Here is a 25,243-nt window from a genome sequence, read left to right on the forward strand (position 1 = left end):
TCATTTCACCTGGCTTTTCTTTGAGATGCGAGGTACATGGCATACTCCAAGGGACGTCTTACAGCGTTTAACCTTTTTTCTTGATCACCTATTTTTTGAAAGATAATGCGTCCTGGTCTTGCATTGGCTTCTAAGAACCAAATCTTATTATCTTGATCTATGAGAAAGTCTAGGCCTAATTCCCCTAGAGTGGGATACTTCATTGTCAAATGGTCGGTAATTTTCAAGGCTACTTTTTCCATTTCCTCTTCTGAAACAGTGATGCTTTTTTCTTCTTTTAGTTCCTCCATAGAGATGGCTTTAGCACCAGTATGAATATTACAAGTAATACCATTGGCAGCGACTCTAGCTGCCATGCCCGTAATATTCCATTTTCCTGTACTATCTCTTTGCGCCAAAACACGAATATCGAAGATGCGATCCTTCCAACGTCCTGAATCAATGGCTTGCTGGATAACATATTTTTTAAGTTTGCTTGATCTTTTAAGAATTGCCATGGTTTTGTGAAGACTGGCCCAGTATCTTGCTCCTTTTTTTGCTTCTTCTATATAAAAACTTCCCTGTTTACTGTTATTGGTTATGCGAACAATACCCTCTCCTTTTGTACCGAGTACAGGCTTTAAATAGGCTGATCCCCATCGAAGGAGCAGTCTTTTAAGTTCCTTGTCTTGCCCCGCAAAAAGATAGGTCTCTGGTAAGTGAGAGGCTATATCTGGATCATTTTGTAAAAGGCCATGGACAACATATTTATCTGCGACGACAGGATTAAAGAGCGCTACACCCACCTTGTTCAGATTTCGTCTACAATAAACCGCTTCTCTCCAACCCTTTCCAAGGTTGAAATACCGATCATATACAATATCAGGAAGGGGTATTTTTTTTCTCTTCCATTTCTTTTTTGATAGATTATAATGAAAACCTGTAACCATACGCTCTTTCCAGTGAACCTGATTGGGAGAAAAAACAAAAATAGAAAGGCCTAGCTTGGCGCCTTCTTCAGCCAATTGGCGGAAAAACAATCCATTGCCTTGAAAACCTTCTGGTTTGGAGATAGCGTGAACTAATATACCAAGGATGAAAATCTTCACCCCCTTATTGGTCTAAGGTACTATATGATAGGGAGAATTAGAGGGTGAAAAAAAGACTGCACTATGGTGCAGTCTTTTTTTCCTTTTTGCCCCTTTACGAAGGCAATCTTTCTATTATGTTTTTAGTTTTTTCTCTAGCTCTGTTTGAAGTTCTAGCATTTTTTGCTGCGTTGCTTTGATTTGATCTAATAAATGAGTTAGTTCAGACTCTGGTTCTTTCGTAATTGTAAGTTCTCTTTCTGTTTTAATCTCTTGTGCTGCTTTTGCATCTTGCAAATTGTTAAGGACAACAGCAATAAATAGATTAATGACCACAAAAGTTCCAATAATGACAAAAGAGACAAAGTATGTCCAAGCCCAGGGGCTCAGTTCCATGGCGACGTACATGACATCTGTCCAGTCTTCTAAAGTTATTACACGGAAAAGTGTTAACAAAGAAAGACCGAAGGAACCCCAAAGTTCTGGATCGTGTTGATGAAAGAGGTGGTATCCGAGAATTCCGTATATGTAGAAAAGAATTCCTGATAATACAAGAATATGTCCCATGCTAGGAATGGATCGAATTAAAGTTGTTACAATTAACCGTAGCTCTGGAATGGTTGATACAAGACGTAAAATACGTAACAAGCGAACAAGACGGGCAATCATAGCAAACTGGCCAGTCATTGGAATCAACGATAAGATTATAATCGAAAAGTCAAAAAGGTTCCATCCATTGCCAAAATAGCGATTCCATTGGGGCGCAACGGCTGTTATTTTGATCAAAGCTTCGATAATGAAAAAGGCTAGGATGATTTTATGAATCCAGTAAAACCAGTTTTCAAAGTGAGATGTTAGAAAGCTTGACGTTTCCAATCCAAGAACAAGGCTGTTGAGAAGAATTAAAGCTATAATGAAGTGGTCAAAGTAAGGCATGCCAACAATGCGCTGACAAAAGGCTTTCATCTTTCGGTCACTCCCTGGTAGTTTTTATGAATAGAGGTAAATAAAAACCGCCAAGGACTATACCATTGTTGTAGATACCATCATAGGTAAGGGAAGGCACAAGAGGAGCCTTGCTTCGACTCCTCTCGTGTCTTTTTTTTGCTAGATTTCCATGATGATCGGTAATACTATCGGGCGGCGCTTCGTTTTCTGATAAAAATATTCGTTTAAAGTGTCTCTGATTAAGTTTTTCAATATAGACCACTCTGTTGTTTTTCCTGTTTTCTGGGTCAGGGCTTCACGAACACGGCTTTTTGCTTCACCTAGCAGATCGCCTGCTTCTCTGACAAAAACAAAGCCCCGTGAAACAAGATCAGGTCCAGCTAAAATCGTACCATCTTCTTTGTTGATCGTAACAACGGCAATGACAACACCATCATGAGCCAGATGGTGACGATCACGAAGGACAATATTGCCTACATCGCCAACACCGATGCCATCGACCATAATACTGCCAGACTCAACCGTTCCAGTTATCATGGCTTTTTCCATGTTAAATTCTATGCGATCGCCAATATTACAACGGATGCATCGTTCTTCTGGAATACCCATGGTTTGTGCCAACTTGGCAAATGTAGCTTGATGTCGATATTCACCATGAAAAGGAATGACAAAGCGAGGTCGTAAGAAATTGAGCATAAGCTTGATTTCTTGTTGAGCAGCATGGCCTGACACGTGAACATTGGCTACTTCTTTGTAGACAACATCGGCGCCAATGCGGAATAAGTTGTCAATCGTTCTTGATACAAGCTTTTCATTGCCTGGAATCGGCGTGGCCGAGATGATAACGGTGTCACCTTCTCGAATGGAAATCTGGCGATGATTGTTTGTTGCCATTCTGGTTAAGGCTGCCATAGGTTCTCCTTGAGAACCTGTTGTAATAATAGTGACCTGATGATCGGGCAATCTATCAACTTCTTCTAACTCTATAAGCATACCTTTTGGTACATTCAAATAACCAAGTTGTTGCGAAACATCGACAACGGTCACCATACTACGACCAACAACGGCCACTTTGCGGTTAAATTCAGCAGCTGTGTTGATCACTTGTTGAATACGGTGCACGTTAGAAGCAAAAGTAGCAATTATGATGCGGCTATCTGTTTTGGCAAAGACGGAACGAAAGGTGTCACCAACAGTGCGTTCTGAGGGTGTATAGCCAGGACGCTCAACGTTCGTGGAGTCACAAATAAAGAGCATAACACCTTCATCACCATAACGAGCTAGCTTGTTAAACTCTAATACTTTGTCGTCTACCGGTGTCTGATCGAGCTTAAAATCGCCAGAATGAACAATCAATCCAGCGGGTGTTCGAATGGCCATGCCGATACCATCGGGAATGGAATGGTTTACGCGGAAAAACTCCAACTGAAAAGGTCCTGCATTGACCACATCATCAGCTGTAATCTCATGTAATTGGGCTTCTCGTATTAAGCCATGCTCCGTTAGTTTATTCTTAACCAGACCCAATGTCAGTCTAGTTCCATAGACAGGTACTTGAATTTGTTTCAACACAAAAGGCAATGCGCCGATATGATCTTCATGGCCATGGGTTAGAAAGATACCACGGATCTTTTCAACATTTTGCACGAGATAGGTAATATCAGGAATTACAAGATCAATGCCAAGCAGTTCTTCTCCAGGAAATTTTACACCTGCATCAATGACAATGATGTCATCACCATATTCAATGACGCTCATATTCTTGCCCACTTCTCCGACACCGCCTAAAGGGATGAAAGAAACGGTGGGCTTGCCATTGCCATTCATTCTTGGACGTGCCGGCGCCTTCGCTTTTCCTCGTCTAGGGCGATACCCTGTCTTTTTAGGTGGTCCTTGCGTCCCTTTCTGCGGTTGATTGGACTCTTGAGAGTTATTCATAGCTTCTCCTTTTAAAGAAACGAGATTGTTATATTCTTCTTCTATGCTTGTAAGCACCCTTGCTCTTTTTGCTTCATATCTTTATCTTGCCCAAAACAAGGATGCAATTTTTCTAAGTTTAGATGATTTATGAACCTTTTACTCGGGGAAAAACTTATCTAACGCTTCTAGAACACCCCAGGATTGGTACTCTTTGGTTACGTAATTGGCTCGTTCATGAAGACCAGCAGGTGCATTTCCAACATATACACCTGTCCCAGCCCATTCAATCATGGATAGGTCATTTCGATTGTCTCCAATGGCCATCACAGCGCCTTGTGAAAGTCCCAACATAGAGGCAACTTGTGCAAGGGCTTGTCCTTTTGTGGCCATGGGATGTAGAACTTCTGTAAAATAATCATGGGAGTTTGTGACAAAGACTTGATCGCCAAACCTTTGAAAAATCTTATCCGTAATTCGGGCTGTTACGGAACTTTCTGTCATAAGAACAATCATTGTGGGGTGGTGATCTTGTAAAAAGCACTCTTCCATATGATCATGCAAGTTATTAACATAGGAAAAAGATAAACCCAATGCTTTTTCATACTTTTCCGTAAAAAGATGAGGCGTATCGGTGACCACTTGGTCACCGAAAAAAGAAAAACGTAAAATATCTTCCTTTTCTTTCTGCAACTCTTTGAGTATTTCCCGACCTTGACCTCGGTCCAACGTTAGATGGTGGAGCGTTCGATCATCTTTGGTATCACGAATCATAGCACCGTTACAAGCAATCAGAGGTCCTTTTAAAGCAAGTTGACGAGCGTAGGGCAGGGCAGCCGGATAAAGGCGACCCGTCGCTACAACAAAATGAATTCCTCTTGCTTGCAAATCCTCTATTCGTTCGACTAAAGAAAGAGGTATTTCCCTTTTTTCGTTCAACAAGGTTCCATCTAGATCGAGAGCTACTAGTTGGATTCTACGCATTATGCCACATCCAACTAAACGTACTAAATCGAAAGATCTTATGTCTACCATATTCTTCATAGGAAACAAACTTTTCTATAGGAAAAAGAAGTTCCCAATGGAGGCAATCTGCCTCTAAAGGCAAGAGCTGAAAAGCCACTTGCTCAATGGTCAAGTGGCCTTCTTCAATTCGCTCTTCACGACGATGGATCTCTCCAACAACACAAGTGCCTTTCCAGATCGTCCTATGCTGATCAATTTTGAGTGAGAAAGTCCCTTTTTGTCCCTGTAGCGTAGTAAGCCGATCAACCAGAGTCTTTTCTCGTGGATCTGTACTAAAATACTCACTGCCAGCTAAGATGTAACTGCCCATTCTGACTCACCTGCTATACCCTTATTCTGTCGTCGCCTTCCTTATTATAAGCTGTAATTAGGCGCTTCTTTCGTAATTGTTACATCGTGGGGATGGCTTTCCCGCAACCCAGCTGCTGTAATCCGAATAAACTTCGTTTTTGTCATTAGCTCCTCTAGATCGCGACATCCACAATAGCCCATACCAGCTCGTAAACCGCCGATCATTTGGAACAAGGTATCAGAAACAGGGCCTTTGTATGGTACGCGGCCTTCAATGCCTTCTGGAACAAGCTTTTTCTCATTTTCCTGGAAGTAGCGATCTTTTGATCCTTCTTTCATAGCGCCTAAGGATCCCATGCCTCGGTAGACTTTAAAGCTACGACCTTGGTAAATCTCGATATCGCCAGGGCTTTCTTCTGTTCCCGCTAGCAAGCTTCCAAGCATAACGACATTGGCGCCAGCAGCCAGCGCTTTGGTAATGTCACCAGAAAATTTGATGCCACCATCGGCAATAATGGGAATTCCTTTTTCCCGGGCTGCTCGAGCACTTTCGTAAACGGCCGTAATTTGAGGTACGCCAATCCCAGCGACAACACGGGTTGTGCAAATCGATCCCGGACCAATACCTACTTTGACACAATCGGCGCCTGCTTCAATCAAGTCTTTCGTACCTTCATAAGTCGCTACATTGCCTGCAATGATATCGACCTGTGGGTAGAGGCTCTTGATCTTTTCTACCATGTTCAATACGCCTCGTGAGTGACCGTGGGCTGTATCAACAACAATGGCATCTACACCCGATTGTACCAGCGCTTGTACGCGATCGAGAGTGTCGGCAGTGACGCCTACGGCAGCGCAAGCACAAAGACGTCCTCGGTCGTCTTTCGTAGAATTGGGATATTGTCGAGCTTTTTCAATATCTTTAATGGTTACCAGTCCGCGCAGATGTCCTTCGTCATCGACTAAAGGAAGTTTTTCCACTTTATGCTTTCGTAATATTTCTTTGGCTTCTTCTAAGGAGGTTCCTACAGGTGCTGTGATTAAGTTCTCTTGTGTCATCACATCATTAATCGATCTTGAAAAATCGGTCTCAAAGCGCAAATCACGGTTGGTGATAATTCCGACCAGCTTACCCGCTTTATCGGCAATGGGTACACCAGAAATATGATAGCGCTCCATAATGGCTAAGGCATCTTCAATTTTTTGTTGACGAGACAAGAATATAGGGTCTGTAATAATACCATGTTCTGAACGTTTCACCCGATCGACTTCATGAGCCTGTTGTTCAATGGTCATGTTCTTATGAATTACACCAATGCCACCTTCGCGCGCCATGGCGATGGCCATCCTAGAGTCTGTTACTGTGTCCATACCTGCTGACATAATGGGAATATTTAATCGAATTCTACGAGTTAACTGCGTTACGACAGTCACCTCTCTAGGTAGAATCTCTGATTTGCTTGGAATAAGTAGTACGTCGTCAAAAGTAAGGCCTTCTGAAATGGTGAAACAATCGCGCAAACTCAATCTCTCCTTTCATAGAATCACAAAGCTACGGCAAACATATTATCCCTGATTGTAGCACAATTTTGCTATAAGGAGCAAGAAAAACCGGAAGCACCCTGTAGAAAGGTACTTCCGTCTACTCAGTCCGCTCCATATGCTCACGAACGACATAAGAAGGTGCAGAAGCAAGGAAGCGATCAATTAAAAATACAATCACCGTTAGATCATCGATATGTCCAAAAAAAGGCACTACATCAGGCACCACATCAAGAGGCCACAGAAAATAGGCAGCTCCTAAGCCTAGTAACAGCACTTTATTAAGAACGGGTACTCTTCCATCTCGCAACAATGCCATAATGAGTCGGGAAGATCGGGGTATGTTAACAAGAACACGTAAACGCTGCCACGTTGTAGCTTTGTTCATTTTTGCTTGCATAGCTCTCCCTCCCTACTATTTTCATTTTGATGGTTACTACTATTCTACCTTGTTCTCACATTGTGGAAAAGCCCCTACAAGCAAGTGCGTCGTATCATTGATACATTCAATGACGGTCTGATCATCATAAAAGGAAATAATATTAAGGGCTGTGTTGTCTTGCTTTAGTTGCCAGGCTCGATCGAGATCGAGATCGAGAATGGCGCACAGAAGGGTACGAATAGTACCTCCATGGGCTACAATGGCAATGTTTTCCCCTTTATGTTTTGCGACGACATCAAGTAAAGCTTCGTAAGCTCGGACTTGTAATAAAGCAAAGCTTTCTCCACCAGGCACAAGCAACTGTCCCGGTCGCTTTCTCCATGTTTCTATTTCCTGAGGATAGGCTTTTTCTATTTCAGGAAAAGTAAGTCCTTCCCATTGGCCAAAGTGGCATTCACGAAAGCGTTGATCGAGTTGCACTTCTTTTTGATGGGCAGAAGCTATAATCTGGGCTGTTTCTACGGCTCGACCTAGGTCGCTGGCATAGAGCACATCAATGTTCTCATGAGCCAAACGACGTAGCAATTGTTGTGCTTGATATCGTCCCTGTTCACTTAAAGCAATGTCGCTATGCCCTTGATAGCGACGATTCAAATTCCATTCTGTCTCGCCATGGCGAATCAAGTAGACCTTTGTCATAATACGCTCTCCTCCCCTTCAATCACTTGTAACGCTTCTAGAAGTTTTGCCGTTTCTTCTATTGTGCGTACTGCAATGCGCAAGTATCTCTCTCCTAGTAAGGCAAAACTATTACAATTGCGAAGGATCATTTTTTTCTGGGCCAATTTATCGGTCCACCAAGAAGCGCTATAGCCACTCTTTTCTATATTTACAAGTAGAAAGTTGACCGTAGAAGGAAGAGGCTCAAAGCCTTTGATCTTTTGTAACCCTTCAAAAAGATAGGCCCGTTCCTGGGGCAATCTTTCTTGCGTTCTTTTCTGATAGTCTCGGTCTTGCAAAGCAGCAACGGCAGCTATCTGGGCCAGATGATTGACTGACCAAGGATCACGCTTGCTTTGTAGTTCTTCAATAAAAGAGGGTTTCCCAATCAGAAGGCCTAAACGAAGACCAGGAATGGCAAAAAATTTGGTTAAAGAATAGAGCACTCTCACATAGTTGCTCGCTACGGTCTGTTCAATGGCGCGAATTTCTTGCTCTGGTGGTAAAAAATCAACAAAAGATTCATCAATGAGCAGATGAATTCGCCTTTCTTCACAAACTTTGATGATTTCATCACGAACTCCCCGTTCCCAGGTCCATCCGACAGGGTTATGGGGTGAGCATACTATGGCTCCATCGCAGCCTGATTCTATCAGTTGAGCAATCCACTTCTTGTGGTCAAGTTGAAAGTGATCCTTTTCATTGAGATAAAAAGGATGAATCTGGGTACCCTGGGCTTTTAAAGCTCGATGGTACTGCCCAAAGGAAGGTTCACAAAGCATAACCTTTCGAAGTTGGCATTGAGCAATCCAATGATCGAGCAAGTCAACAGCGCCATTTCCTGGCAAGAGAGCAGAAGGCGTTAAGCCCAGATAGGTGCTGAGGTGTTGAAGAAGATGGCGGCAATGGGGATCGGGATAGTGAATCACTTCATCAATTCTCTCTACCATTGCTTTACGGGCTTTTAACGACAAGCCTTGCGCATTGATGTTGGCACTAAAATCTATCACTTTTTCTCCATAAGACCAGATATCGCCACCATGTTCATAAGGCCTCTTTTTAGTGTCCATAGAATAAAATATGGCTTTCTCTCCTTACGTACGAAAGTAAAAAGATTTGGACTTCTTAGTACTAGTAAAAGTCCCAACTAGTGCAGACGCCCTGCCTTCATTTCATAAAAGCAGTGACAAATGATTGGTCCATAGTACTGTTATGGAAGGTTGTAGCGGGCGCCTCCTCCAACGAGTGTGTATTCTCCAAGGTAGTTGTAGGCTGATTGTTCTGTCATGAAAGCTCGCACATTTTCTTTGATAGCTTTTTCTTCTTTTTCAATCAGTAGACCTACAATGGTTCCGCTGTGGGCAATGGATAGGCCTAGAGCACCTTGTGCTTGCGCTTTTTCGACGATAACTTCTAAGTTGGTTTTTGGTAATAAGGTCTGATTGGCTAGGGCGCTGATTGTGGCGCCCTGGCCAATTTTTTTTCTGTCGCCTTGTTCTAGTCCTTCTATGATTAAAGCAAAAGCTTGTTGAACTTTTGCTTCTTTCATCTGATTTCGTTCGAACAGTTGGGGATGGTTGTTAAAAGCAATCGTGTCAACATCGCCACCATTGTCATAAAGAAGTATGTCTATGGCTGGAATATTTTCTGTAATTGTCAGAGCTTGCGAGCCTTGACGGTGATCAAAAATGGCTATGCCTGGTAAAAACAAGCCATCAGAAGGTTCCACTGTTAAAATAACCTCGATCATTTCTTGTTGCGATATCTTTCGCTTACAAGCTCTTGCTAAAGCATATAAAAGTGCACAGAGATCGGCAGTGCTAGAAGCCAACCCTTTGCCACTTGGTAAAGGGTTTTCGAATCGAATGGCTAGATCGTACTTTCCTTCTAGATCCCAGCGAGAGAGTATTTCATAGAGGGCTTTTTCAGCTTTCCAGCGCCCTTTGAGTCCATCGATGTGGCCTCTTCCTGGTTCCATCGATATTTCTGCCGTAACCCAGCAATCAATGGGACAAGTGATATGTAGATAGCGCTTGTCAATCCACCCCTGGGCCAGCTCTCCGCAAGTCCCTGGTAGATAAGCCCGCCCTTTCAAAAGAGCACCTCCCCAAAAGGTGAATATAGAAGAGCCACGAGTAGAACAAGCCCATAGACTTCTACAGTTTCACAGATAGCGCCGTATATATCACCGGTGAGCCCGCCCAGCTTCTTCGATAGATGAGTCGCCCAGACTTGCACGAATAGAGCTGTCATGGCTAAGATAAAAATCCCTACTAAACCAGCCAGGGCCGTAAGCACAAAGGCTGTAAAGAGCGTTGTAATAAAAACAGGTGCAACAGGGCGATGGCGATGAAAAAGAGCGGCCATTCCTTCTGAGCGGGCATAGGGAAAGCGGTAGAGCGCAAAAGCAATGGACCATCGCCCTACCATGGGCAGCCACAAGAGGGTAAGCAAAAGGGGATCGAAGGTAGATCCATAAAATCCTGTCTGAAAATTCCAATTCCACAGGTCAAGAGGTAATGCGAAAGCGATCGAACCAGGCTGTACGGGTAATGATGCGAGAGCACCTAGTTTTAGGAGAAGGAGCATCATCACAGAGACAACAGCATGGGCACCCACTCTTGAGTCACGCATAATCTCTAAGATCCGTTCTGGCTTTCTCCCTGAAAAAATGCCATCAAAAGTATCCATAAATCCATCAACGGTAATAGCACCGGTGAGATAGATTTGTAAACTGAGTAAAAGAGGTATAAGAAGTGTAAGAGGTAGCAACCAAGAGAAGAAAGAAGCAGCCAGAACTAACAAAAAACCAATAATCAAGCCTACAAGAGGCAAAAAAAGCAACGACTTTCCAAAGTCTTCTTCTCTAAATTCTTTTAGATTCGGTACAGGCAAGCGAGTGAAAAAAGAAAGAGCTAGAAAAAAGCGAGTTAATAAAAGATTCACTTGATTATGTCAACGCCACAGAGACGCCTGCATCTTCAAAAGTCGCCATCTCTCGCAAGATTTTGATCGCACAGTCGACCATGGACATAACCAGGACAGCGCCGGTGGCTTCGCCAAGACGAAGGTTCATGGTAAGCATGGGTTTGATTCCTAGGTATTCGAGCATAAATTTATGACCCGGCTCTGCAGAAAGGTGGGAGCCAATCATATAAGCCCTTGATAGCGGTGCCAGTGTTCCAGCGATTAGGGCTGCTGCCGTAGCGTTAAAGCCATCAATCACAACAGGCATGCCGTATACGGCTGCGCCAATCATCAACCCGGCCATGCCCGCAATTTCTAGACCACCGACTTTTGCCAATACATCAAGACTATCGTTGCTATCTGGTTTATTGACTGCGAGCGCTTTGCGGACCGCTTCTATTTTGCGCTTGTATCTTTCATCGTTAATGCCTGTACCACGGCCGACGACTTGCTCCACCGGTACATTACCAAGAGCAGCTATGATGGCAGCAGAAGAAGTGGTATTGGCAATGCCCATATCACCGGGGGCGAGCAAGGTTATACCTTCTTTGGATAGTTGCTCTACCGTTTCTACACCGATTAGAAGCGCTTTTTCTGCTTCTTCTCTAGTCATAGCAGGACCTTGAGTCATATTTTTTGTACCATAGGCAATTTTTTTTCGTATTAAATTAGGCAGATCAGGCAAGTCCACGGCCACGCCAACGTCGACACAAATTAAAGAAGCACCTGCATGGTTGGCCATGACATTAATTCCCGCACCACCGTTCATGTAATTGAGCACCATTTGCGGTGTTACTTCCGGCGGATAAGCACTAACACCTTCAGCAGCTACACCGTGATCGCCCGCCATGATGACAACTTTTTTCTTCGTTAGCGGTGGTTTTACAGAACCGTAGATGGCGGCGACTTGCTTGCCTATATCTTCAAGCATTCCTAAGCTGCCTTGTGGTTTTGTTAAGGAGTCTAGATGAGCTTGTGTTGCTTCTATTATTTTTTGATCCAACGGTTTGATTTGTTTGATTACTTGCTCCAGTGACAAGAAAGGTGGCCTCCTTTGTTTGGTTATGAAGAAAAATAAGAGACAAACCTGTCCATAGCTGCAGGATAGGCTGAAAGATGAAAATGAACGTAAGAAGCGGTTAATCTTTTTTCTACATAGCCTACAGACCGAGAGATTGCTTTTTCTCCAGCTAGGGTCGTCTTCGCGATGGCAAAAACTGGATTTTGCAATTCTGCCTTTTGATAGGTCAAGCTAGAATAATGGAATTCATGGCCTCGCAAATTCTCTCCAGGACTTGTAAGTACATTCTCTGTAAGCGCTGTTGCTGTAACATAGCCTAGGGCTTGTCGTCTTTTTTGCATGACCGAATTCGCTGGTATAAGACCGGCAAGCTTATACCGTCTTTGACTAAGATCTTCTATCGACTGACTTAAAAACATATAACCGCCACATTCGCCATAGATGGGCAATCCTTCTTGAAAAGCCTGGCGTAAATCTTGGATAAATCTTTCATTGCTTTGTAGGGCTTCTAGATAAAGTTCCGGATAACCGCCGCCAAGATAGATTCCTTTGACATGGGCCGGGAAAGTTTCTCCGGCCACCGGTTGAAAGGGAACCCATTCTATGCCCCGGTCACTGAGATCGCGTAAGCTATCTTCATAGTAGAAGTGAAAAGCTTCATCTCTGGCAATGGCTATGGGAATTCTTTTCTGACTCCTTATCTGATTCGATGTGGTTGTAACAATCCTAGTAATGGGATTGTTTTTTTGATCCCATCTCTTTTCTTCCAACAAAAAGAAGTGGGAGCGAATCTGGTTATAGAGTCGATCTAAGTCGATTTGCTGCTCTATCACTTCAGCCAATCTATTACAATAGTCTCGCAATGCCGGTTGATCGGTGACGGCAGAGACCAAACCCAGGTGACGCTCTGGCATTGGTTCAATGCTTTTTTTCAGTAACCAGCCGTAGACAGGTATTTGACAAGTCTCTTCAATGGCTTTTTGAATCATCTGACCATGTCGCTCTGAGCCAACACGGTTGATGATTACAGCGGCAACATTCAAATCTTGTCGCAACGTAGCAAAGCCGTGGACTGTTGCAGCTACGCTTTGTGCTGCCGATGTACCATCGACTACTAAAATAATTGGAATGTTGAGGATTCGAGCAATGGAAGCAGAGCTTCCAGCTTCCCCCGGCTTTTCTCCTACGGCGCCATCATAAAGTCCCATAACGCCTTCAACGAAAGCCAGATCAGCCCCTGCAATGGCTCGATGGTAAAGCCTTTGAATGGTACTTGGATCCATAAGCCAACTGTCGAGGTTCGAACAAGGTCGACCTGTGATCCAGCGGTAAAAGGTTGGATCAATGTAGTCAGGACCGCACTTGAAACTTTGCACTTTTTTTCCACGGTTGCGAAAGGCTGTTAAAAGACCCATGGTGAGAGTCGTTTTTCCTACCCCACTATGAGTTCCAGCAATAAGGGCTGTTGCTATCATAGTAACCACTTTCCTATCCAGTATAAGCCAACAAGGGCTGGCAAGGCAAAAATAACTGTTGTCACAGCCATGATGGTAACAGCCTGGCCAATGTGACGAGCTTGTAGTGGAACGAGCGGATCGCCCATTGTTGCTCGCTGAGAAGGTACTTGCTTATAGTAGTTTAAGCCTCCGAGTTGAACGCCTAAGGCCCCAGCCACCACAGACTCAGGAATGCCACTGTTTGGACTGGGATGGGAAGCCGCGTCACGTTGCCAGGTTCGAATCATTGCTTTGATTGGGTAGCCTAGTAGGGCCGCTCCTACAATCATAGATAGCCCTGTTAGACGGGCTGGTAGATAATTGGCAATGTCATCAAGCTTTGCGGCAAAGCGACCAAACCAGAGGTAGCGTTCGCTGCGATAGCCGATCATAGAGTCTAAGGTATTGATGGCTTTGTAAGCGTAAGCGCCTGGTACACCGAGTATAAAAGCATAAAAAAGAGGGCTTGTAATGCCATCAACAGTATTTTCTGCCACTGTCTCTATGGTAGCTCGTACGATTTCACTTTCGTCAAGCTGTTCTGTATCGCGGCCTACGATATAAGAAAGCTTACGCCGTGCTTCTGCAAGATTGCCTTGTTCCAGCAAATCTTTGATCTCTAAGGCCGCTCCTGCAAGGGAACGAGCTGCCAGTGCAATGCCTAATAGTAAGGCTGCTATGAAAGTGGCCAGTAAAGTACCTAAGGCCTGGGCAATGGTGACAACAAGCGTGGTGATAAGAAAAGTCGTTATCACCACGATCAGGGAAAGCAAAGCGCCTCGCCAATAGAGGGCTTGTGGCTTTTCTTGCTTTGACTTTTGAAGATAAAGCTTTTTCTCTAGCGAAGAGATTAGTTTTCCCATGGCGACTACGGGATGGGGCAGCCATCGTGGATCTCCCAAAAAGAGATCAATCAGAAGAGCCAAGATCAAGATAAGCGGTGTTATTAAAAAAATCTTTTCCATGGGCTTTACTTGGAACTCCCTTTGTTAGCTTTCTTTCTTATGTCGTTCAATTCCGACAATGCTGTAAAGCCGCTCCATATCAAGACTCTCTCTTACGATAGCTGCCAGGCGATTATAATCTTCTTCTTGTCGTTCTTTGCTAGAAAGAGCATGGGCAAAATTCAGCGGTCCCCAGCCTTTTTTTCGTCGTAAAAAGTTAATAAGCTGGTGTCGCAAGCTATCGTTATCGAAAATACCGTGTATATAGGTGCCAATAATCAGACCATCTTCTGATACAACGCCATCAAGAAGCTCCACGTTCTTTTCGCCACGTTGTAGCAGTTGACCAAAGGGTTGCTCTTTCTCTGTAAAATAACTGCGCCCCATATGAATCTCATAGCCTTCTACAGAAAGACCTTGTAAAGGTCCCAAAAAAGGTCCTTGGCCGCATAAGGTCGCTCGTACCTGGTAGGTGATTTTTTCTGCTTCCATTTGTGTTGTCATCGGGAATAAGCCAAGACCCGGTGCTTGTTGTTGCGTACTTTCTACTGCATAGGGATCGACAATCTCTTGGCCTAAAAGTTGATAGCCGCCACAGATACCCCAGAGCATTTTCCCTTGCTCCACATGATCTTTAATTTTGGCAACAAGTCCGCTTTGCTGAAGCCAGAAAGCGTCTTCAATGGTATTTTTCGTGCCGGGCAGGATAACCAGATCAGGAGTACCAAATTGTTCTGCTTCTGTTACATAACGAAGATGGGTCCCTTCTTCTAGTGTTAAAGCGTCAAAGTCGGTGAAGTTAGAAATGCGAGGCAGTCGTATGACCACGATGTCTAGTTGCTCTGCTTGTGACACTTGCGTTGATGCTTTTTCTAAAGCAACAGAGTCTTCCGCTTGAATATGTAAACCTTGAAAATAGGGAACTACACCAAGTACAGGCTTTTTCGTATACTCTTCTAAAAAATCAATGGCTGGTTGTAAAAGCGTAATGTCCCCTCGAAATTTATTAATAATAATGCCTTGAACCCGTTCTTGTTCATCGGGATCTAAAAGGGCCAGTGTTCCTACGACAGAGGCAAGAGCCCCACCGCGATCAATATCAGCCACTAACAATACAGGTGCATCGGCCATTTTGGCGACTCGCATGTTGGCGATATCTCGTGCTTTAAGATTCACTTCCGCTGGTGAGCCAGCACCTTCAATCACAATCACATCATAGTCTCGATGAAATTGATCGAGACAAGCTTGGATCGTTGATAAAGCTTTGGGTGCATAGTCTAAGTGGTAGGTACGAGCATTGAGATTTCCTACAGCTTTCCCCATTAAGATAACTTGCGAAGAAGACTGTCCTGTTGGCTTTAAGAGAACTGGGTTCATTGCAACTTGCGGTTCTAATCCCGCTGCTTCTGCTTGTACGACCTGGGCACGACCCATTTCTTTGCCATCTTTGGTTACGTAAGAGTTCAAAGCCATATTTTGCGACTTAAAAGGAACAACAGCAAGGCCGTCTTGGTAAAAAATACGACATAAAGCTGTAGCAAGCACACTTTTTCCTACATTGGAACTCGTACCTTGTAACATAACTGATCGGGCCAAGCGATTCTCTCCTTCCTGATCCATTTCTCCGTTTTTCCCCTAGCTCTTCACTTCACTATTTCACCTGAAGAGGATAACCACTAACGGTAAAGTAGACTCGATGCGCTTGTCGGGCAAAAGCTTGTTGAAGTAGCCCTGATAAATCGCGAAAAAGACGACTTAAGGGATCTATCGGTACAATCCCGAGTCCTACTTCATTGCCTACAACGAGAATTGTAGCTTTCGATTCCCGGGCTTGTAAGGCCAGTCTTTCTCCCCGCTCTAGGATCTCTCTTTCCTTTTCAGCAGACCAACTTCTTTCGTCATAGATAGGTAAAAGAAGATTGGTTAACCATAGCGTTAAGCAGTCGATTAAAATAACTTGATCTGCCTGATTCCATCTATAAAGGGCATCTTCAAGCTCTGTTGGCTCTTCTACCGTAATCCACCCTTCCGGTCTCCGTTGTTGGTGTAAGGCAACTCTTTGACTCATTTCTTGATCGTAGACTTGGGCTGTAGCAATATAAAGAACTTTTTCTTCCGAAGAAGCCACTTGACTTGCCAACTTCTCCGCAAGAGAACTCTTGCCACTTCGAGCTCCGCCTGTAATTAGCACCAATTCACTTTGACCGACTTGAATCTCCCCATATCGAGACAGGATCAACACCCCCTTGCGCTACAGTATGTGCCACCTGCACCTGCACCTGCACCTGCACCTGCACCTGCCCGGATTCTAACTTTCAGCAGGCTCTTATGCTATACTTTATCTATGAAAAAAATATTTTCTAAAGTCATCTACCGATGCCGCCAAGTGCTCTGGGCTTTAAATAGTAAAGTTACACCAGAAGAAGAAACCTGGACCGCTAGCTTATTAACCAAAGAAGAATATACCATTTTTTCTCAACTAAACCTATCGGATCAACGCCATTGCCTAGACGTCGCTTACTACTGCAAAGAAAAAGCAAAGCACCTTGAGGAGAAGCAACAAAAACTACTCGTAAAAGTATCCTTGCTCCATGACATGGGCAAAAGGCACCATCGCCTTCAACTCTGGCATCGAATTCTCTATGTTCTACTGCAAAATCACCCAAATTGGCTGAATAAAGCGAAAAAAACCTCGCTTCTACAAAAGCCTTTAGAAGTTCTAGCTTGTCATAGTTCCATCGGCGCTGAAGAAGCGAAAAAAAGAGGCTGGTCCAATGACGTAATCACGTTAATCCACCATCATCATAACCCTCACGCTACCTTGGAGCAACCTTTGGCAGAACTCCTCACTCTTTTGCAGGAAGCAGACGAAAAGTACTAGCCTCACCAGAAGTGAAGGTTACTTTTTCTTAGCGATTGAATATTTTTGTGTACCCCCCCATGCCTGGTCGGGCACAACCACTGATGAAAATAACTTTTCCTGATTACGTTGGGGTTACTTCATAGAGGGGCCAGGTCATCACGCTTTCCTGCGCTCTGGACTGGTCCCACGCTGTTACCGCCAGCAAGCTGGCGACAGCTGAGGTCCCAAGTCCCGCTGCGGAAAGCGTGATGCCCAGTCCCAGAGGATTTTTACTGATTGTGACTCCCGTTGGCATAGCTTTGCGTAACGTCCTGCTATGTTTGCACAGCTGCCTACTGTATTTGCAATAGGCCCAAACTCAGTCACAACCAGCAAAATGTACCTGGGTCAGGCGTTATGACTTCCTGGAGAGAGGACTTCAGACCTCAGCCATCGGCAGCTTGCTGCCGCTCATGGCGTGGGATGAGTCCGTTCGGAAGGAATTCATAACGCCTGACCCCACCACAGGGTAGCTATTTTCGTACTATCAACACAGCAGAACCGTCCCCCTGCGCTAGTACTAAGGCATCTGCAACAAAAGCGCATTCACAATCGCAGCCGCCGTCGTACTACCACCTTTCGTACCTTCGATAGTAATATAAGGAACATCAAGAGCCCTAAGCAATTCTTTCGATTCAGCAGCTCCCACGAAACCAACAGGCACCCCAATGACAAGAGCAGGACGGCAAAGGCCGCCTTCGATGGCTTTCATGAGCTCAAAAAGAGCTGTCGGAGCGTTGCCAATGGCTACAACGGTACCATTAAGTTGGGGCGCTAAGATTCGAAAGGCTGTCATAGCCCTTGTTTCTCCCGTTCTTTTCGCTTCTTCGACGACTTGCTCATCATGAATGGTGCAAATGATTTGGCCGCCTCGAGGTTGTAGTAACTTATAATTGATGCCACTTCGAACCATGTTAACGTCACAGTAGATCGAAGCGCCTTGGGCCAGTGCACGTATACCTGCTTGTGCTGCATTGGGAGAAAAATGAACGAGGGGCGCAATATCAACATCGCCCGTCGTGTGAACAACGCGCATAATTACTTTTTTCTCTTCTTCTGTTACCTGAAGTGGCCCCAATTGACTGGCAATGATGGCCATGCTTGTATCTTCAATCGCTTTTGGGTTGGTTATATATTCCATCATGGTAACTCCTGAATTCGATCATGAATTAATTGAGCCAACCGCTTGTCAACACCAAAAGGTCGACCTAAGTTGATTGTTACATGGGGATATTGTGGGCGTAACTCTTCTAAAAGACAAGGTATGTCTCTTTTAAGATGGATGCCGTTATTCAAAAAGAGAGGTACCACTTTCACATTGTCAACGCCTTCTTTTTCTATTAACTGCCGAATCCCTTCTTCTAAGCTTGGTTCGGCCAGTTCCATAAAAGCTACGAGGAGTGGCTCTACTCCAAATTGTTCCTTAACAAGTTCCCCGAGGGCAACAGCATTTTCATTGGCTTCTGCAGCCCGGCTCCCATGAGCAAAAAGAATAACTCCACTTTTCATCGTTCTATCTCCTTTGTCTGTCTTTGCATGGCCCACTTTATGACTTCTTCTAAGTCTCCTGTCACCTGGGGATATTCTAAAGAAGGACGCTTTAACACAATAATATCCATTTTAGAATCCAGGGCCGCCTGGATTTTTTCTATTGCGCCCCCTGGAGAGCCACTTTCTTTGGTTATAAGCCATTGGGCTCCCGTATGTACAAATAATGCTTTGTTGAGATCATAGGAAAAAGGTCCTTGCATGGCAATAATTTGCCATGGTTGTAATCCTAGATCTTGACTGTGAGCAATTTGATCTGTTTCGGGCAAAATGCGCACAAAAGGCACAAGATGACGGGACTGAAGATCAGGTACGGCCTGGGCGAGAATGCGGCTTCCTGTGGCAAGAAAGACTTTTTCTCCGGCTTTGGCTTGTTCTAAATAAGTAAGTGCTTCACTCCAAGTAGAAGCGACTCGAAGATAGGGCGACTTCGGTAAGGCTGTAGAAGGTCTTTCGTAGCGTAGATAGGGCAGGTTTCGCTTGCTAGCCAGATCGATTAGATTTTCTGAAGCTAGGCGAGCATAGGGATGGCTCAGATCCAGAAGGGCTTGAACTTGATACTTTTTCACGAATGAATCCATGGCTTCTCTTGAAAGTGCCTCTTGATGAATTTTTAAGTAGCCCTTTTGTAGGGCTGCTGAAAAAGGGTGCGTGATTAATTCAGCACCATAAGAGCTGACGACTGTGGCCACAACAGGCATTTTAGAAGCTAGAAGCTTTTGGAGTACCTTTGTCGCTTCACTGGTACCGGCAACAAGCCAAATCACAGTCGATAGCCTCGCGGTGTAATCATCCAAGATCCTTCTACGTAGGTCTGAGAATTTCCTATTATGATCGTCGTGAACATATCAATCGGATGGTCCAAGAACTGGCCCAATGTGGTTATTACTTTTTCTTCGCCTTGTCGCCCTACATTGCGCACAATACCAACTGGTGTCTGGGCTTCTTTATGTTGTAGCAAGCATTGTTGAACTTCAACGATTTGCTGAATTCTCTTTTTACTTTTGGGGTTATAAAGCGCAATCACATAATCACCGAGAGCGGCACATTCTACCCGTCGCAATATCAATTCCCAGGGTGTTAATAAATCGCTTAAGGAGATAATGGCAAAATCGTGCATCAAAGGTGCACCCAATTGAGCCGCCGCAGCTGTAGCTGCAGTAACGCCTGCAACGACTTCTACTTGTACCGATTCTGCGCCTTCCGTTCCTGTTACGAGCTCTAATACCAGACCAGCCATGCCATAGACGCCTGGATCGCCACTAGAGACAAGGGCCACCTTCTTCCCTGACAAAGCGAGCTCCACTGCTTTTTGGCATCGTTCCACTTCTTTTCGCATACCAGAAGTGAATATTTCTTTGTCTTCTGTTAGGTCGGCAATGAGCTCTACATAAGGATGATATCCTACAATGACTTCAGCACTTCCAATGACTTCTAAAGCCCTGGATGTCATTTCATCTTTTCCTGCTGGACCGAGTCCAACAATGGCCAGGGAGCCTCGGCAAGGGCTATCGTTACAGGTCCGTAGCTTCTCTTGGTTACCAGGAGACGGCTCCGTTGATGCACTAGTAAAGCCGCTGGTTCGCATAGAGCTTTCACTCCAATCGTTTGATAAACAAAGGATGATGCTGTAATTTCTTCGTGTTGGTTACAGCAATTTTCTATCTCATAAGGTTGAAATGTGTAAAAGGGTAGCTCCCGCTCCCGGGCTAGCTCTACCAAAGCAGGCTCCTCTTTCTTGATCCAACCACTTGCTATGGCAAGAAGGCAACGCTCATCAATCTCTGCTTCCACAAAAGCTTGATGTAAAGCTGCTTTCACCTTTTCTAAAGAAACGCCTCGTCGACAACCGATTCCAGCTACAATGTAGCGCGGATACAACGTGATAGTGGCAGGGCTTTTTTTTCTTGTTGATGTACATAATACCGTAAGATTGTTACCTTTATTATCTCCTAGGGCTAGCTCCCGCTTTTCTTCTTCATCCTTTATATGGCTTGTCCAGGTTTGCCAAGGAATCTGTAGTTCCGGCGCAACTTTATATTCTTTATCTAGGGGTGATAATTTGTTTTTTATATATCTTTGCCAATATTGCAAGAATTTCTCTTCCATCAACCATTGTACAGGTTGCTGTCGGAGTAAAGCGGATGAGATTTTTTTTACATTTTCCCAAGGGTCTATTCGAGCACCATAACGACGAGCAAAAAGATCGACAGCTGGCACTTCTACGACATCGGTGGCCGTTGTGATAACTGGCTTTGCATCAATCGCTTGGGCCACTTGGTGAGCCAGTTCATTGGCACCGCCCCAATGCCCTGAAAGCACTGCAATTACATGGTGACCCTTTTCGTCTAGGGCGACTACAGGTGGATCCTGTTTCTTGTTCGTCATCAAAGGCCCTAAAAAGCGAACAAGAATCGCAAGAGCACCGATGAAAAGAATCGGTCGCCCTTCCTGATAGATGCCTCCAAAGGTTGGTTGTAGCGGTTTTTTCCATCGCCTGTAACGATTTGTTTCCCCTAGGAAGTCCAGATCTTCTGGAATCCACAAGATACTTTCGGGAAAAACCGAGGCAATTCTACTGCCCAGGTTCGCTCCTCCAGGCGTTAGGGCAATGATATTCACGCCCCATCTCCTGTTCCGATTCGATAGCCATGGGTAAAAGATCCATCGTAGAGCAGAGAACGTTCATAGGGGCCTTCAAGAAAAGAGCCTACAAGGATCATCGCTGTCCGTTCGATGCCTGCCTTTTCTACTTTCTGCGCAATTGTCTCTAAAGTACCAAAAACCTTTTTTTCTTCTGGCCATGAGGCTTTGTAGACAAGGGCGATCGGACAATGCTTTTCATATCCGCCTGCGATCAATTCTTGTACGACATCTTTGATTTTATGGGTGCTTAAAAAAATACACATAGAGGCGTTGTGGCGAGCAAGCTCTCTGAGAGATTCTTTCTCTGGGACAAGGGTTCTGCCAGATAGTCGAGTGATAATTACCGTTTGCGAGACACCAGGTAAAGTAAGTTCTCGATTGAGTGAAGCAGCTGCTGCGACAAAAGAACTCACACCAGGGACAACTTCATAGGCAATATTTTTTTCATCTAAGCCATCCATTTGCTCTCGAATGGCCCCGTAGATAGAGGGATCTCCTGTGTGGAGACGAACGACTTTTTTTCCTTCCTCATGGCCTTGGATCATAATTGCAAGTACTTCTTCTAAGGTCATGGAGGCGCTGTTGTAAATGGTTGCTTCCTGCCGACAATGGCTTAGAATTTCAGGGTTCACCAGTGAACCGGCATAAATAACAAGGTCTGCCTGGGCTAATTTTTTCTGTCCTTTTAGGGTGATTAGATCGGGATCACCAGGACCGGCACCAACAAAGCTAATCAACAGGAAGGCCTCCTTTTTTCACCAGTAGCAAACTCAGGTAGTCAAGCTCTTGTCCTTGCAGCAATCTAAGATCTTTTTGAATTACTTCACCGGAGAGGCCGCATCGAGAAATGTAATAAGAAGAAGAAAGTCGTCCTTCTTCTTCTAGAATTTTATAAATTTGTTCAAAAGAAGAAGCGCCCTTCATTAAGACAAGGTTGGGAAAGCTTTTAAGATAACTGCGTAGCTTTTCAGTTTCGCCCAGGGCCGGTACGATAAGAAGAGGCTCTGTGCCTTCTGCCAGGGCTACATTGGCCGCAGAAGCGGCGGCTGCAAAAGAGGTAATCCCAGGTATACTCTCGATCTGTACAGTTTTATCAATGCTGCGTAAAGCTGCAATTAGATAGCTATAGGTAGAGTAAAGCAAACAATCGCCAATCGTGACAAAGGCACAGTTTTGTTCTTGTAGGACCTCGTAGATCTGTGCTGCACCTTCTTGCCAAGATTTCTCTAAAAGCTCTTTGTTTTGTGTCATCGGTAAGTGTAGAGAAATAACTTGACTACTTGGAGGAATTAATTCTTTGATGATAGAAAGGGCAATGCCTTCCCTTCCCCCTTTGCCTTGTGGGGTAAAGATTACTTTTACGTCTTGCAGAATTCGGTATGCTTTCCGCGTCAACAGTTCGGGATCACCAGGACCTACACCGATTCCGTACAGTTGGCCCAGTGGCATGGGCGGTCCTCCTTCGAAGCCCAGAATATTGTAACAGGATTTTGACTTTTCCAAAGATGGTACGATCCTGCTTTTTCCATTTTTTGCACTTGGACTTGTACAGCTTGAAAAGGAATCTTCGCCTTTTCAAACCAAGCTGTTGCTTCTGCTAAGGTCTCTACAGTGATGGCATTCAGGACAATACGGCCCTTCGGTTGTAGCCGTTGCCAGCACGTTGATAAAAGGCTTTGTAACTGTCCACCGGATCCACCAATAATAATAACGTTTGGTTGAGGCAATCTATCCAGCCCGGTTGGTGCTTCTGTCTCTAGTACCGTTACGTTGGATAAATCAAAATGTCGACAATTGGCTTTGATCAGTGTGCAGGCTTCGCTCTTTCTTTCAATGGCATAGACATGACCTAGGGGAGCCAGTTGTGCCGCTTCCATGGAAATGGAACCGGTACCGGATCCCACATCCCAGATTCTATCGTGCTTTTGGATAGCCGCTCTGAGGAGGGTTAATGCTCGAATATCAGACTTGGTCATTGGTATTTGCTGGCGAAGAAAAGTCTGATCGGGCAGTCCAGGGTAGAACCGCTCTTCCTCATCAAAAGGAACTTGACTCTTGTCTTGTGAAGACAAAATTTCTTCTTTTTTTCCACCTTTTACGAGCAATAATGCAGGTTGATAAGGCTTTTCATCTACTTCAGCCAGAGCTTCTATCGAGCTTTTAATGACTATTTCATCTTCATAAGCAAGATTTTTTAGTATGATAGCCTGTCGCCAACCTTCTCCCTTCTGTTGAAGGTACTGGCAGATTTTTTCCGGACTATTCTTAGGGTCCGTTACGTAGGCGATCCAGCCATCATGTTCGAGCCATAAAGATGCTTTTTCAAGAGGTCGTCCGTGTAAGCTTTGCCAACGACAATCTTGCCAGGGAAGCTTTATTCGTGCAAAAGCCAGTTGTAAAGAGCTTAATCCTGGAATGACTCGCAGGCCTTCCGCTCCTATTTCTTTTACGATCATGGGCAGAAGACTGTAAAAGCCAGGATCCCCTGATAGCAAAAGAGCTATCTTGGTTTTCCCTTTAAGTTCTTCTAAAAAGGCCATAAGACCTGGTAAATCGGCATCAATTACCTTGGAAGGCTTCTTCAAATAAGCAAATAAGGCGAGGGCTCTTTTTCCGCCTACTAGCATTTCCGCTTTTTCTGCTGCTTCAATGGCTTCTAGTGTTAAGTGTTCTCTTGTTCCTGGTCCAATTCCAATGACTGTAATGGGATGTTCCAAGAGCCTACGCTTCCTTTCTTTGCGCCGTCGCTCCAGGCCAGTGCTTGACCCTGTAAATTCGTAAATACGACCTCTACAGGGCCTTGAAAGCGTTCTGTTCCTTTCTGAGCTGCTACATTGGCAAGATGTTCTAGCAAAGTATATTCCCCGGCTTTTTCTAGTACCATCACCGCTTCTTCAGCCGTATTGGCATTGAGAAGGCGTTGTAGCAAAGGTTGTGGCAGGCCTACAATAGCGCCATGGGCAACCATAATTTCTCGGCGTCCGTCGGCAATTTTGCTGTGACTGTGAAATATGCCACCTGCCATTTTGACGAGTTTTCCAATGTGACCCCAGAGTAGAACTTGCTTGACACCTTTTTTTCTACATTGATCAAGCATGTGTCCAATAAAGTTACTGATTACAATAATAGCCTCTGCAGGTGCACCCAATTCTTCGAGCGTTCTTTGTCCCATTCTCCCTGGTGTAAGTAGTAAAGTGTGATGACCTGCCTGTAAAGCCAAATCAATCTGGCTCTCTAAGCTATGTTTGAAAGCTTCTTCTGACATGGGGTAGACAAGTCCTGTTGTACCTAAAATAGAGATGCCTCCTGTTATACCTAACTTGGGATTCAGTGTGGCTGGTGCTTTTTTTTCTCCTTCAGGTACAGTGACAACCAAGTGTACGCCTTTATCTTTCGGTAAAACCTCACTTACCGCTTCTCGAATCATCTTTTGGGGAATGGGATTGATGGCTGCTTCACCGACAGGCAAAGCCAACCCAGGCCTTGTCAGGCGACCAACACCTTGTCCACCTGTAATGTGAATACCCTTCGCTGCTACGGAAGCTTTCACCTCTATAGCCAGACCATGGGTGTTATCGGGATCATCTCCCCCATCTTTAATCACTTGACAGGTTACGCTTTCTTGATCTTGTTCCACCATTTCTGCCATCAATCGCAATCTACCGTGATAAGGCAATGGAATCTCTATGATAAATCCTGTTTCCGGAGGAAAGGGTGCATCGACTTGAAGTAAGGTTCTATATAGTATGGCTGTGGCTGCTTTTGCTGCTGCTGCCGCACAAGAGCCCGTGGTGTAGCCTTTACGCATCTTGCCCCCCCTCGCATT

26 protein-coding genes are annotated in these 25,243 nt (G+C 44.6%); 1 reads left to right on the plus strand and 25 read right to left on the minus strand.

Going from position 1 to position 25,243, the window contains the following annotated elements; genetic code table 11:
• Positions 1-5: 5 nt before the first annotated feature.
• The 16 genes from FTV88_RS03160 to cobU all read right to left on the minus strand — a co-directional run bounded on the left by FTV88_RS03160 (position 6) and on the right by cobU (position 16,560).
• Complete coding sequence (locus FTV88_RS03160; RefSeq protein ID WP_153724373.1) at positions 6-1,088, minus strand: YheC/YheD family endospore coat-associated protein; 1,083 nt, start codon at positions 1,086-1,088, stop codon at positions 6-8.
• Positions 1,089-1,202: 114 nt separating this feature from the next.
• Positions 1,203-2,033 carry an ion transporter gene (locus tag FTV88_RS03165; RefSeq protein WP_153724374.1) on the minus strand — a complete coding sequence of 277 codons (831 nt, stop codon included), beginning with the start codon at positions 2,031-2,033 and terminating at the stop codon, positions 1,203-1,205.
• A 141-nt stretch (positions 2,034-2,174) separates the two neighbouring features.
• A complete protein-coding gene (locus tag FTV88_RS03170) occupies positions 2,175-3,842 on the minus strand; it encodes a ribonuclease J (RefSeq protein ID WP_162008094.1) in 1,668 nt (555 codons plus the stop codon).
• Positions 3,843-4,091: 249 nt separating this feature from the next.
• The gene (locus FTV88_RS03175) at positions 4,092-4,916 is read right to left on the minus strand and encodes a Cof-type HAD-IIB family hydrolase (protein ID WP_162007876.1); all 825 of its coding nucleotides are present in this window, start codon (positions 4,914-4,916) and stop codon (positions 4,092-4,094) included.
• Positions 4,909-5,268, minus strand: coding sequence for a hypothetical protein (locus tag FTV88_RS03180; RefSeq protein WP_153724376.1), 360 nt, complete (start codon positions 5,266-5,268; stop codon positions 4,909-4,911). Before FTV88_RS03180 ends, FTV88_RS03175 begins: the two co-directional genes overlap by 8 nt.
• A gap of 44 nt (positions 5,269-5,312) precedes the next feature.
• Positions 5,313-6,770 carry an IMP dehydrogenase gene (gene guaB / locus FTV88_RS03185; RefSeq protein WP_153724377.1) on the minus strand — a complete coding sequence of 486 codons (1,458 nt, stop codon included), beginning with the start codon at positions 6,768-6,770 and terminating at the stop codon, positions 5,313-5,315.
• A gap of 121 nt (positions 6,771-6,891) precedes the next feature.
• Entirely contained in the window at positions 6,892-7,191 is a 300-nt protein-coding gene (locus FTV88_RS03190; RefSeq protein ID WP_153724378.1) for a YkvA family protein, read from the minus strand.
• Positions 7,192-7,230: 39 nt separating this feature from the next.
• Positions 7,231-7,872, minus strand: a complete 642-nt coding sequence (gene cobC / locus FTV88_RS03195; protein ID WP_153724379.1) for an alpha-ribazole phosphatase — start codon at positions 7,870-7,872, stop codon at positions 7,231-7,233.
• The gene (locus tag FTV88_RS03200) at positions 7,869-8,963 is read right to left on the minus strand and encodes a pyridoxal phosphate-dependent aminotransferase (protein WP_153724380.1); all 1,095 of its coding nucleotides are present in this window, start codon (positions 8,961-8,963) and stop codon (positions 7,869-7,871) included. Before FTV88_RS03200 ends, cobC begins: the two co-directional genes overlap by 4 nt.
• Positions 8,964-9,103: 140 nt before the next feature.
• Complete coding sequence (locus tag FTV88_RS03205) at positions 9,104-9,988, minus strand: GHMP family kinase ATP-binding protein (protein ID WP_153724381.1); 885 nt, start codon at positions 9,986-9,988, stop codon at positions 9,104-9,106.
• Complete coding sequence (locus FTV88_RS03210) at positions 9,985-10,839, minus strand: adenosylcobinamide-GDP ribazoletransferase (RefSeq protein ID WP_153724382.1); 855 nt, start codon at positions 10,837-10,839, stop codon at positions 9,985-9,987. The genes FTV88_RS03205 and FTV88_RS03210 overlap by 4 nt, the downstream gene beginning before the upstream one ends.
• A 4-nt stretch (positions 10,840-10,843) precedes the next feature.
• A complete protein-coding gene (cobT, locus tag FTV88_RS03215) occupies positions 10,844-11,899 on the minus strand; it encodes a nicotinate-nucleotide--dimethylbenzimidazole phosphoribosyltransferase (protein ID WP_153724383.1) in 1,056 nt (351 codons plus the stop codon).
• Between the two features lie 23 nt (positions 11,900-11,922).
• Positions 11,923-13,356, minus strand: coding sequence for a cobyrinic acid a,c-diamide synthase CobB (locus tag FTV88_RS03220; RefSeq protein WP_153724384.1), 1,434 nt, complete (start codon positions 13,354-13,356; stop codon positions 11,923-11,925).
• Complete coding sequence (gene cbiB / locus FTV88_RS03225; protein ID WP_153724385.1) at positions 13,353-14,342, minus strand: adenosylcobinamide-phosphate synthase CbiB; 990 nt, start codon at positions 14,340-14,342, stop codon at positions 13,353-13,355. The genes FTV88_RS03220 and cbiB overlap by 4 nt, the downstream gene beginning before the upstream one ends.
• Before the next feature lie 24 nt (positions 14,343-14,366).
• Positions 14,367-15,941: a cobyric acid synthase gene (locus tag FTV88_RS03230; RefSeq protein ID WP_207707903.1), complete on the minus strand. Its 1,575-nt coding sequence runs from the start codon at positions 15,939-15,941 to the stop codon at positions 14,367-14,369.
• Between the two features lie 31 nt (positions 15,942-15,972).
• On the minus strand, positions 15,973-16,560 hold the full coding sequence (gene cobU, locus FTV88_RS03235) for a bifunctional adenosylcobinamide kinase/adenosylcobinamide-phosphate guanylyltransferase (RefSeq protein WP_243137278.1): 588 nt from the start codon (positions 16,558-16,560) through the stop codon (positions 15,973-15,975).
• Between the two features lie 105 nt (positions 16,561-16,665).
• Between cobU and FTV88_RS03240 the strand changes: the two genes are divergently transcribed.
• The gene (locus tag FTV88_RS03240; RefSeq protein ID WP_153724386.1) at positions 16,666-17,202 is read left to right on the plus strand and encodes an HD domain-containing protein; all 537 of its coding nucleotides are present in this window, start codon (positions 16,666-16,668) and stop codon (positions 17,200-17,202) included.
• A gap of 541 nt (positions 17,203-17,743) precedes the next feature.
• Here the strand turns inward: FTV88_RS03240 and FTV88_RS03245 are convergent.
• The 9 genes from FTV88_RS03245 to cbiD are packed head-to-tail and all read right to left on the minus strand — an operon-like array spanning position 17,744 to position 25,225.
• Positions 17,744-18,367: a precorrin-8X methylmutase gene (locus tag FTV88_RS03245; RefSeq protein ID WP_368277469.1), complete on the minus strand. Its 624-nt coding sequence runs from the start codon at positions 18,365-18,367 to the stop codon at positions 17,744-17,746.
• The gene (locus FTV88_RS03250; RefSeq protein ID WP_153724387.1) at positions 18,364-18,732 is read right to left on the minus strand and encodes a sirohydrochlorin chelatase; all 369 of its coding nucleotides are present in this window, start codon (positions 18,730-18,732) and stop codon (positions 18,364-18,366) included. Before FTV88_RS03250 ends, FTV88_RS03245 begins: the two co-directional genes overlap by 4 nt.
• Positions 18,729-19,538, minus strand: coding sequence for a precorrin-6A reductase (cobK, locus tag FTV88_RS03255; RefSeq protein ID WP_162007877.1), 810 nt, complete (start codon positions 19,536-19,538; stop codon positions 18,729-18,731). Before cobK ends, FTV88_RS03250 begins: the two co-directional genes overlap by 4 nt.
• Positions 19,535-20,224, minus strand: coding sequence for a precorrin-3B C(17)-methyltransferase (gene cobJ, locus FTV88_RS03260; RefSeq protein WP_170285765.1), 690 nt, complete (start codon positions 20,222-20,224; stop codon positions 19,535-19,537). Before cobJ ends, cobK begins: the two co-directional genes overlap by 4 nt.
• Positions 20,221-21,393 carry a cobalt-precorrin 5A hydrolase gene (locus FTV88_RS03265; RefSeq protein WP_153724390.1) on the minus strand — a complete coding sequence of 391 codons (1,173 nt, stop codon included), beginning with the start codon at positions 21,391-21,393 and terminating at the stop codon, positions 20,221-20,223. Before FTV88_RS03265 ends, cobJ begins: the two co-directional genes overlap by 4 nt.
• Positions 21,390-22,154: a precorrin-4 C(11)-methyltransferase gene (gene cobM, locus FTV88_RS03270; RefSeq protein WP_207707904.1), complete on the minus strand. Its 765-nt coding sequence runs from the start codon at positions 22,152-22,154 to the stop codon at positions 21,390-21,392. Before cobM ends, FTV88_RS03265 begins: the two co-directional genes overlap by 4 nt.
• A complete protein-coding gene (gene cobI / locus FTV88_RS03275) occupies positions 22,147-22,866 on the minus strand; it encodes a precorrin-2 C(20)-methyltransferase (protein WP_153724392.1) in 720 nt (239 codons plus the stop codon). The genes cobM and cobI overlap by 8 nt, the downstream gene beginning before the upstream one ends.
• Entirely contained in the window at positions 22,833-24,134 is a 1,302-nt protein-coding gene (cbiE, locus tag FTV88_RS03280) for a precorrin-6y C5,15-methyltransferase (decarboxylating) subunit CbiE (protein WP_153724393.1), read from the minus strand. The genes cobI and cbiE overlap by 34 nt, the downstream gene beginning before the upstream one ends.
• Complete coding sequence (gene cbiD / locus FTV88_RS03285) at positions 24,080-25,225, minus strand: cobalt-precorrin-5B (C(1))-methyltransferase CbiD (protein WP_153724394.1); 1,146 nt, start codon at positions 25,223-25,225, stop codon at positions 24,080-24,082. Before cbiD ends, cbiE begins: the two co-directional genes overlap by 55 nt.
• Between the last annotated feature and the right edge of the window lie 18 nt (positions 25,226-25,243).

It is taken from the genome of Heliorestis convoluta (genome assembly GCF_009649955.1).
Classification (GTDB): Bacteria; Bacillota; Desulfitobacteriia; order Heliobacteriales; family Heliobacteriaceae; genus Heliorestis; species Heliorestis convoluta.

Coding starts and splice junctions, on each gene's coding strand:
- FTV88_RS03245 (WP_368277469.1), bottom strand. CDS start 18,367: ATGATGGAATATATAACCAACCCAAAAGCGATTGAAGATACAAGCATG.
- cbiB (WP_153724385.1), bottom strand. CDS start 14,342: ATGGAAAAGATTTTTTTAATAACACCGCTTATCTTGATCTTGGCTCTT.
- FTV88_RS03220 (WP_153724384.1), bottom strand. CDS start 13,356: ATGATAGCAACAGCCCTTATTGCTGGAACTCATAGTGGGGTAGGAAAA.
- cbiD (WP_153724394.1), bottom strand. CDS start 25,225: ATGCGTAAAGGCTACACCACGGGCTCTTGTGCGGCAGCAGCAGCAAAA.
- FTV88_RS03170 (WP_162008094.1), bottom strand. CDS start 3,842: ATGAATGGCAATGGCAAGCCCACCGTTTCTTTCATCCCTTTAGGCGGT.
- cobJ (WP_170285765.1), bottom strand. CDS start 20,224: ATGACATCCAGGGCTTTAGAAGTCATTGGAAGTGCTGAAGTCATTGTA.
- FTV88_RS03180 (WP_153724376.1), bottom strand. CDS start 5,268: ATGGGCAGTTACATCTTAGCTGGCAGTGAGTATTTTAGTACAGATCCA.
- FTV88_RS03200 (WP_153724380.1), bottom strand. CDS start 8,963: ATGGACACTAAAAAGAGGCCTTATGAACATGGTGGCGATATCTGGTCT.
- FTV88_RS03165 (WP_153724374.1), bottom strand. CDS start 2,033: ATGAAAGCCTTTTGTCAGCGCATTGTTGGCATGCCTTACTTTGACCAC.
- cobC (WP_153724379.1), bottom strand. CDS start 7,872: ATGACAAAGGTCTACTTGATTCGCCATGGCGAGACAGAATGGAATTTG.
- FTV88_RS03250 (WP_153724387.1), bottom strand. CDS start 18,732: ATGAAAAGTGGAGTTATTCTTTTTGCTCATGGGAGCCGGGCTGCAGAA.
- FTV88_RS03240 (WP_153724386.1), top strand. CDS start 16,666: ATGAAAAAAATATTTTCTAAAGTCATCTACCGATGCCGCCAAGTGCTC.
- cobI (WP_153724392.1), bottom strand. CDS start 22,866: ATGCCACTGGGCCAACTGTACGGAATCGGTGTAGGTCCTGGTGATCCC.
- FTV88_RS03230 (WP_207707903.1), bottom strand. CDS start 15,941: ATGGATCAGGAAGGAGAGAATCGCTTGGCCCGATCAGTTATGTTACAA.
- FTV88_RS03175 (WP_162007876.1), bottom strand. CDS start 4,916: ATGCGTAGAATCCAACTAGTAGCTCTCGATCTAGATGGAACCTTGTTG.
- FTV88_RS03190 (WP_153724378.1), bottom strand. CDS start 7,191: ATGCAAGCAAAAATGAACAAAGCTACAACGTGGCAGCGTTTACGTGTT.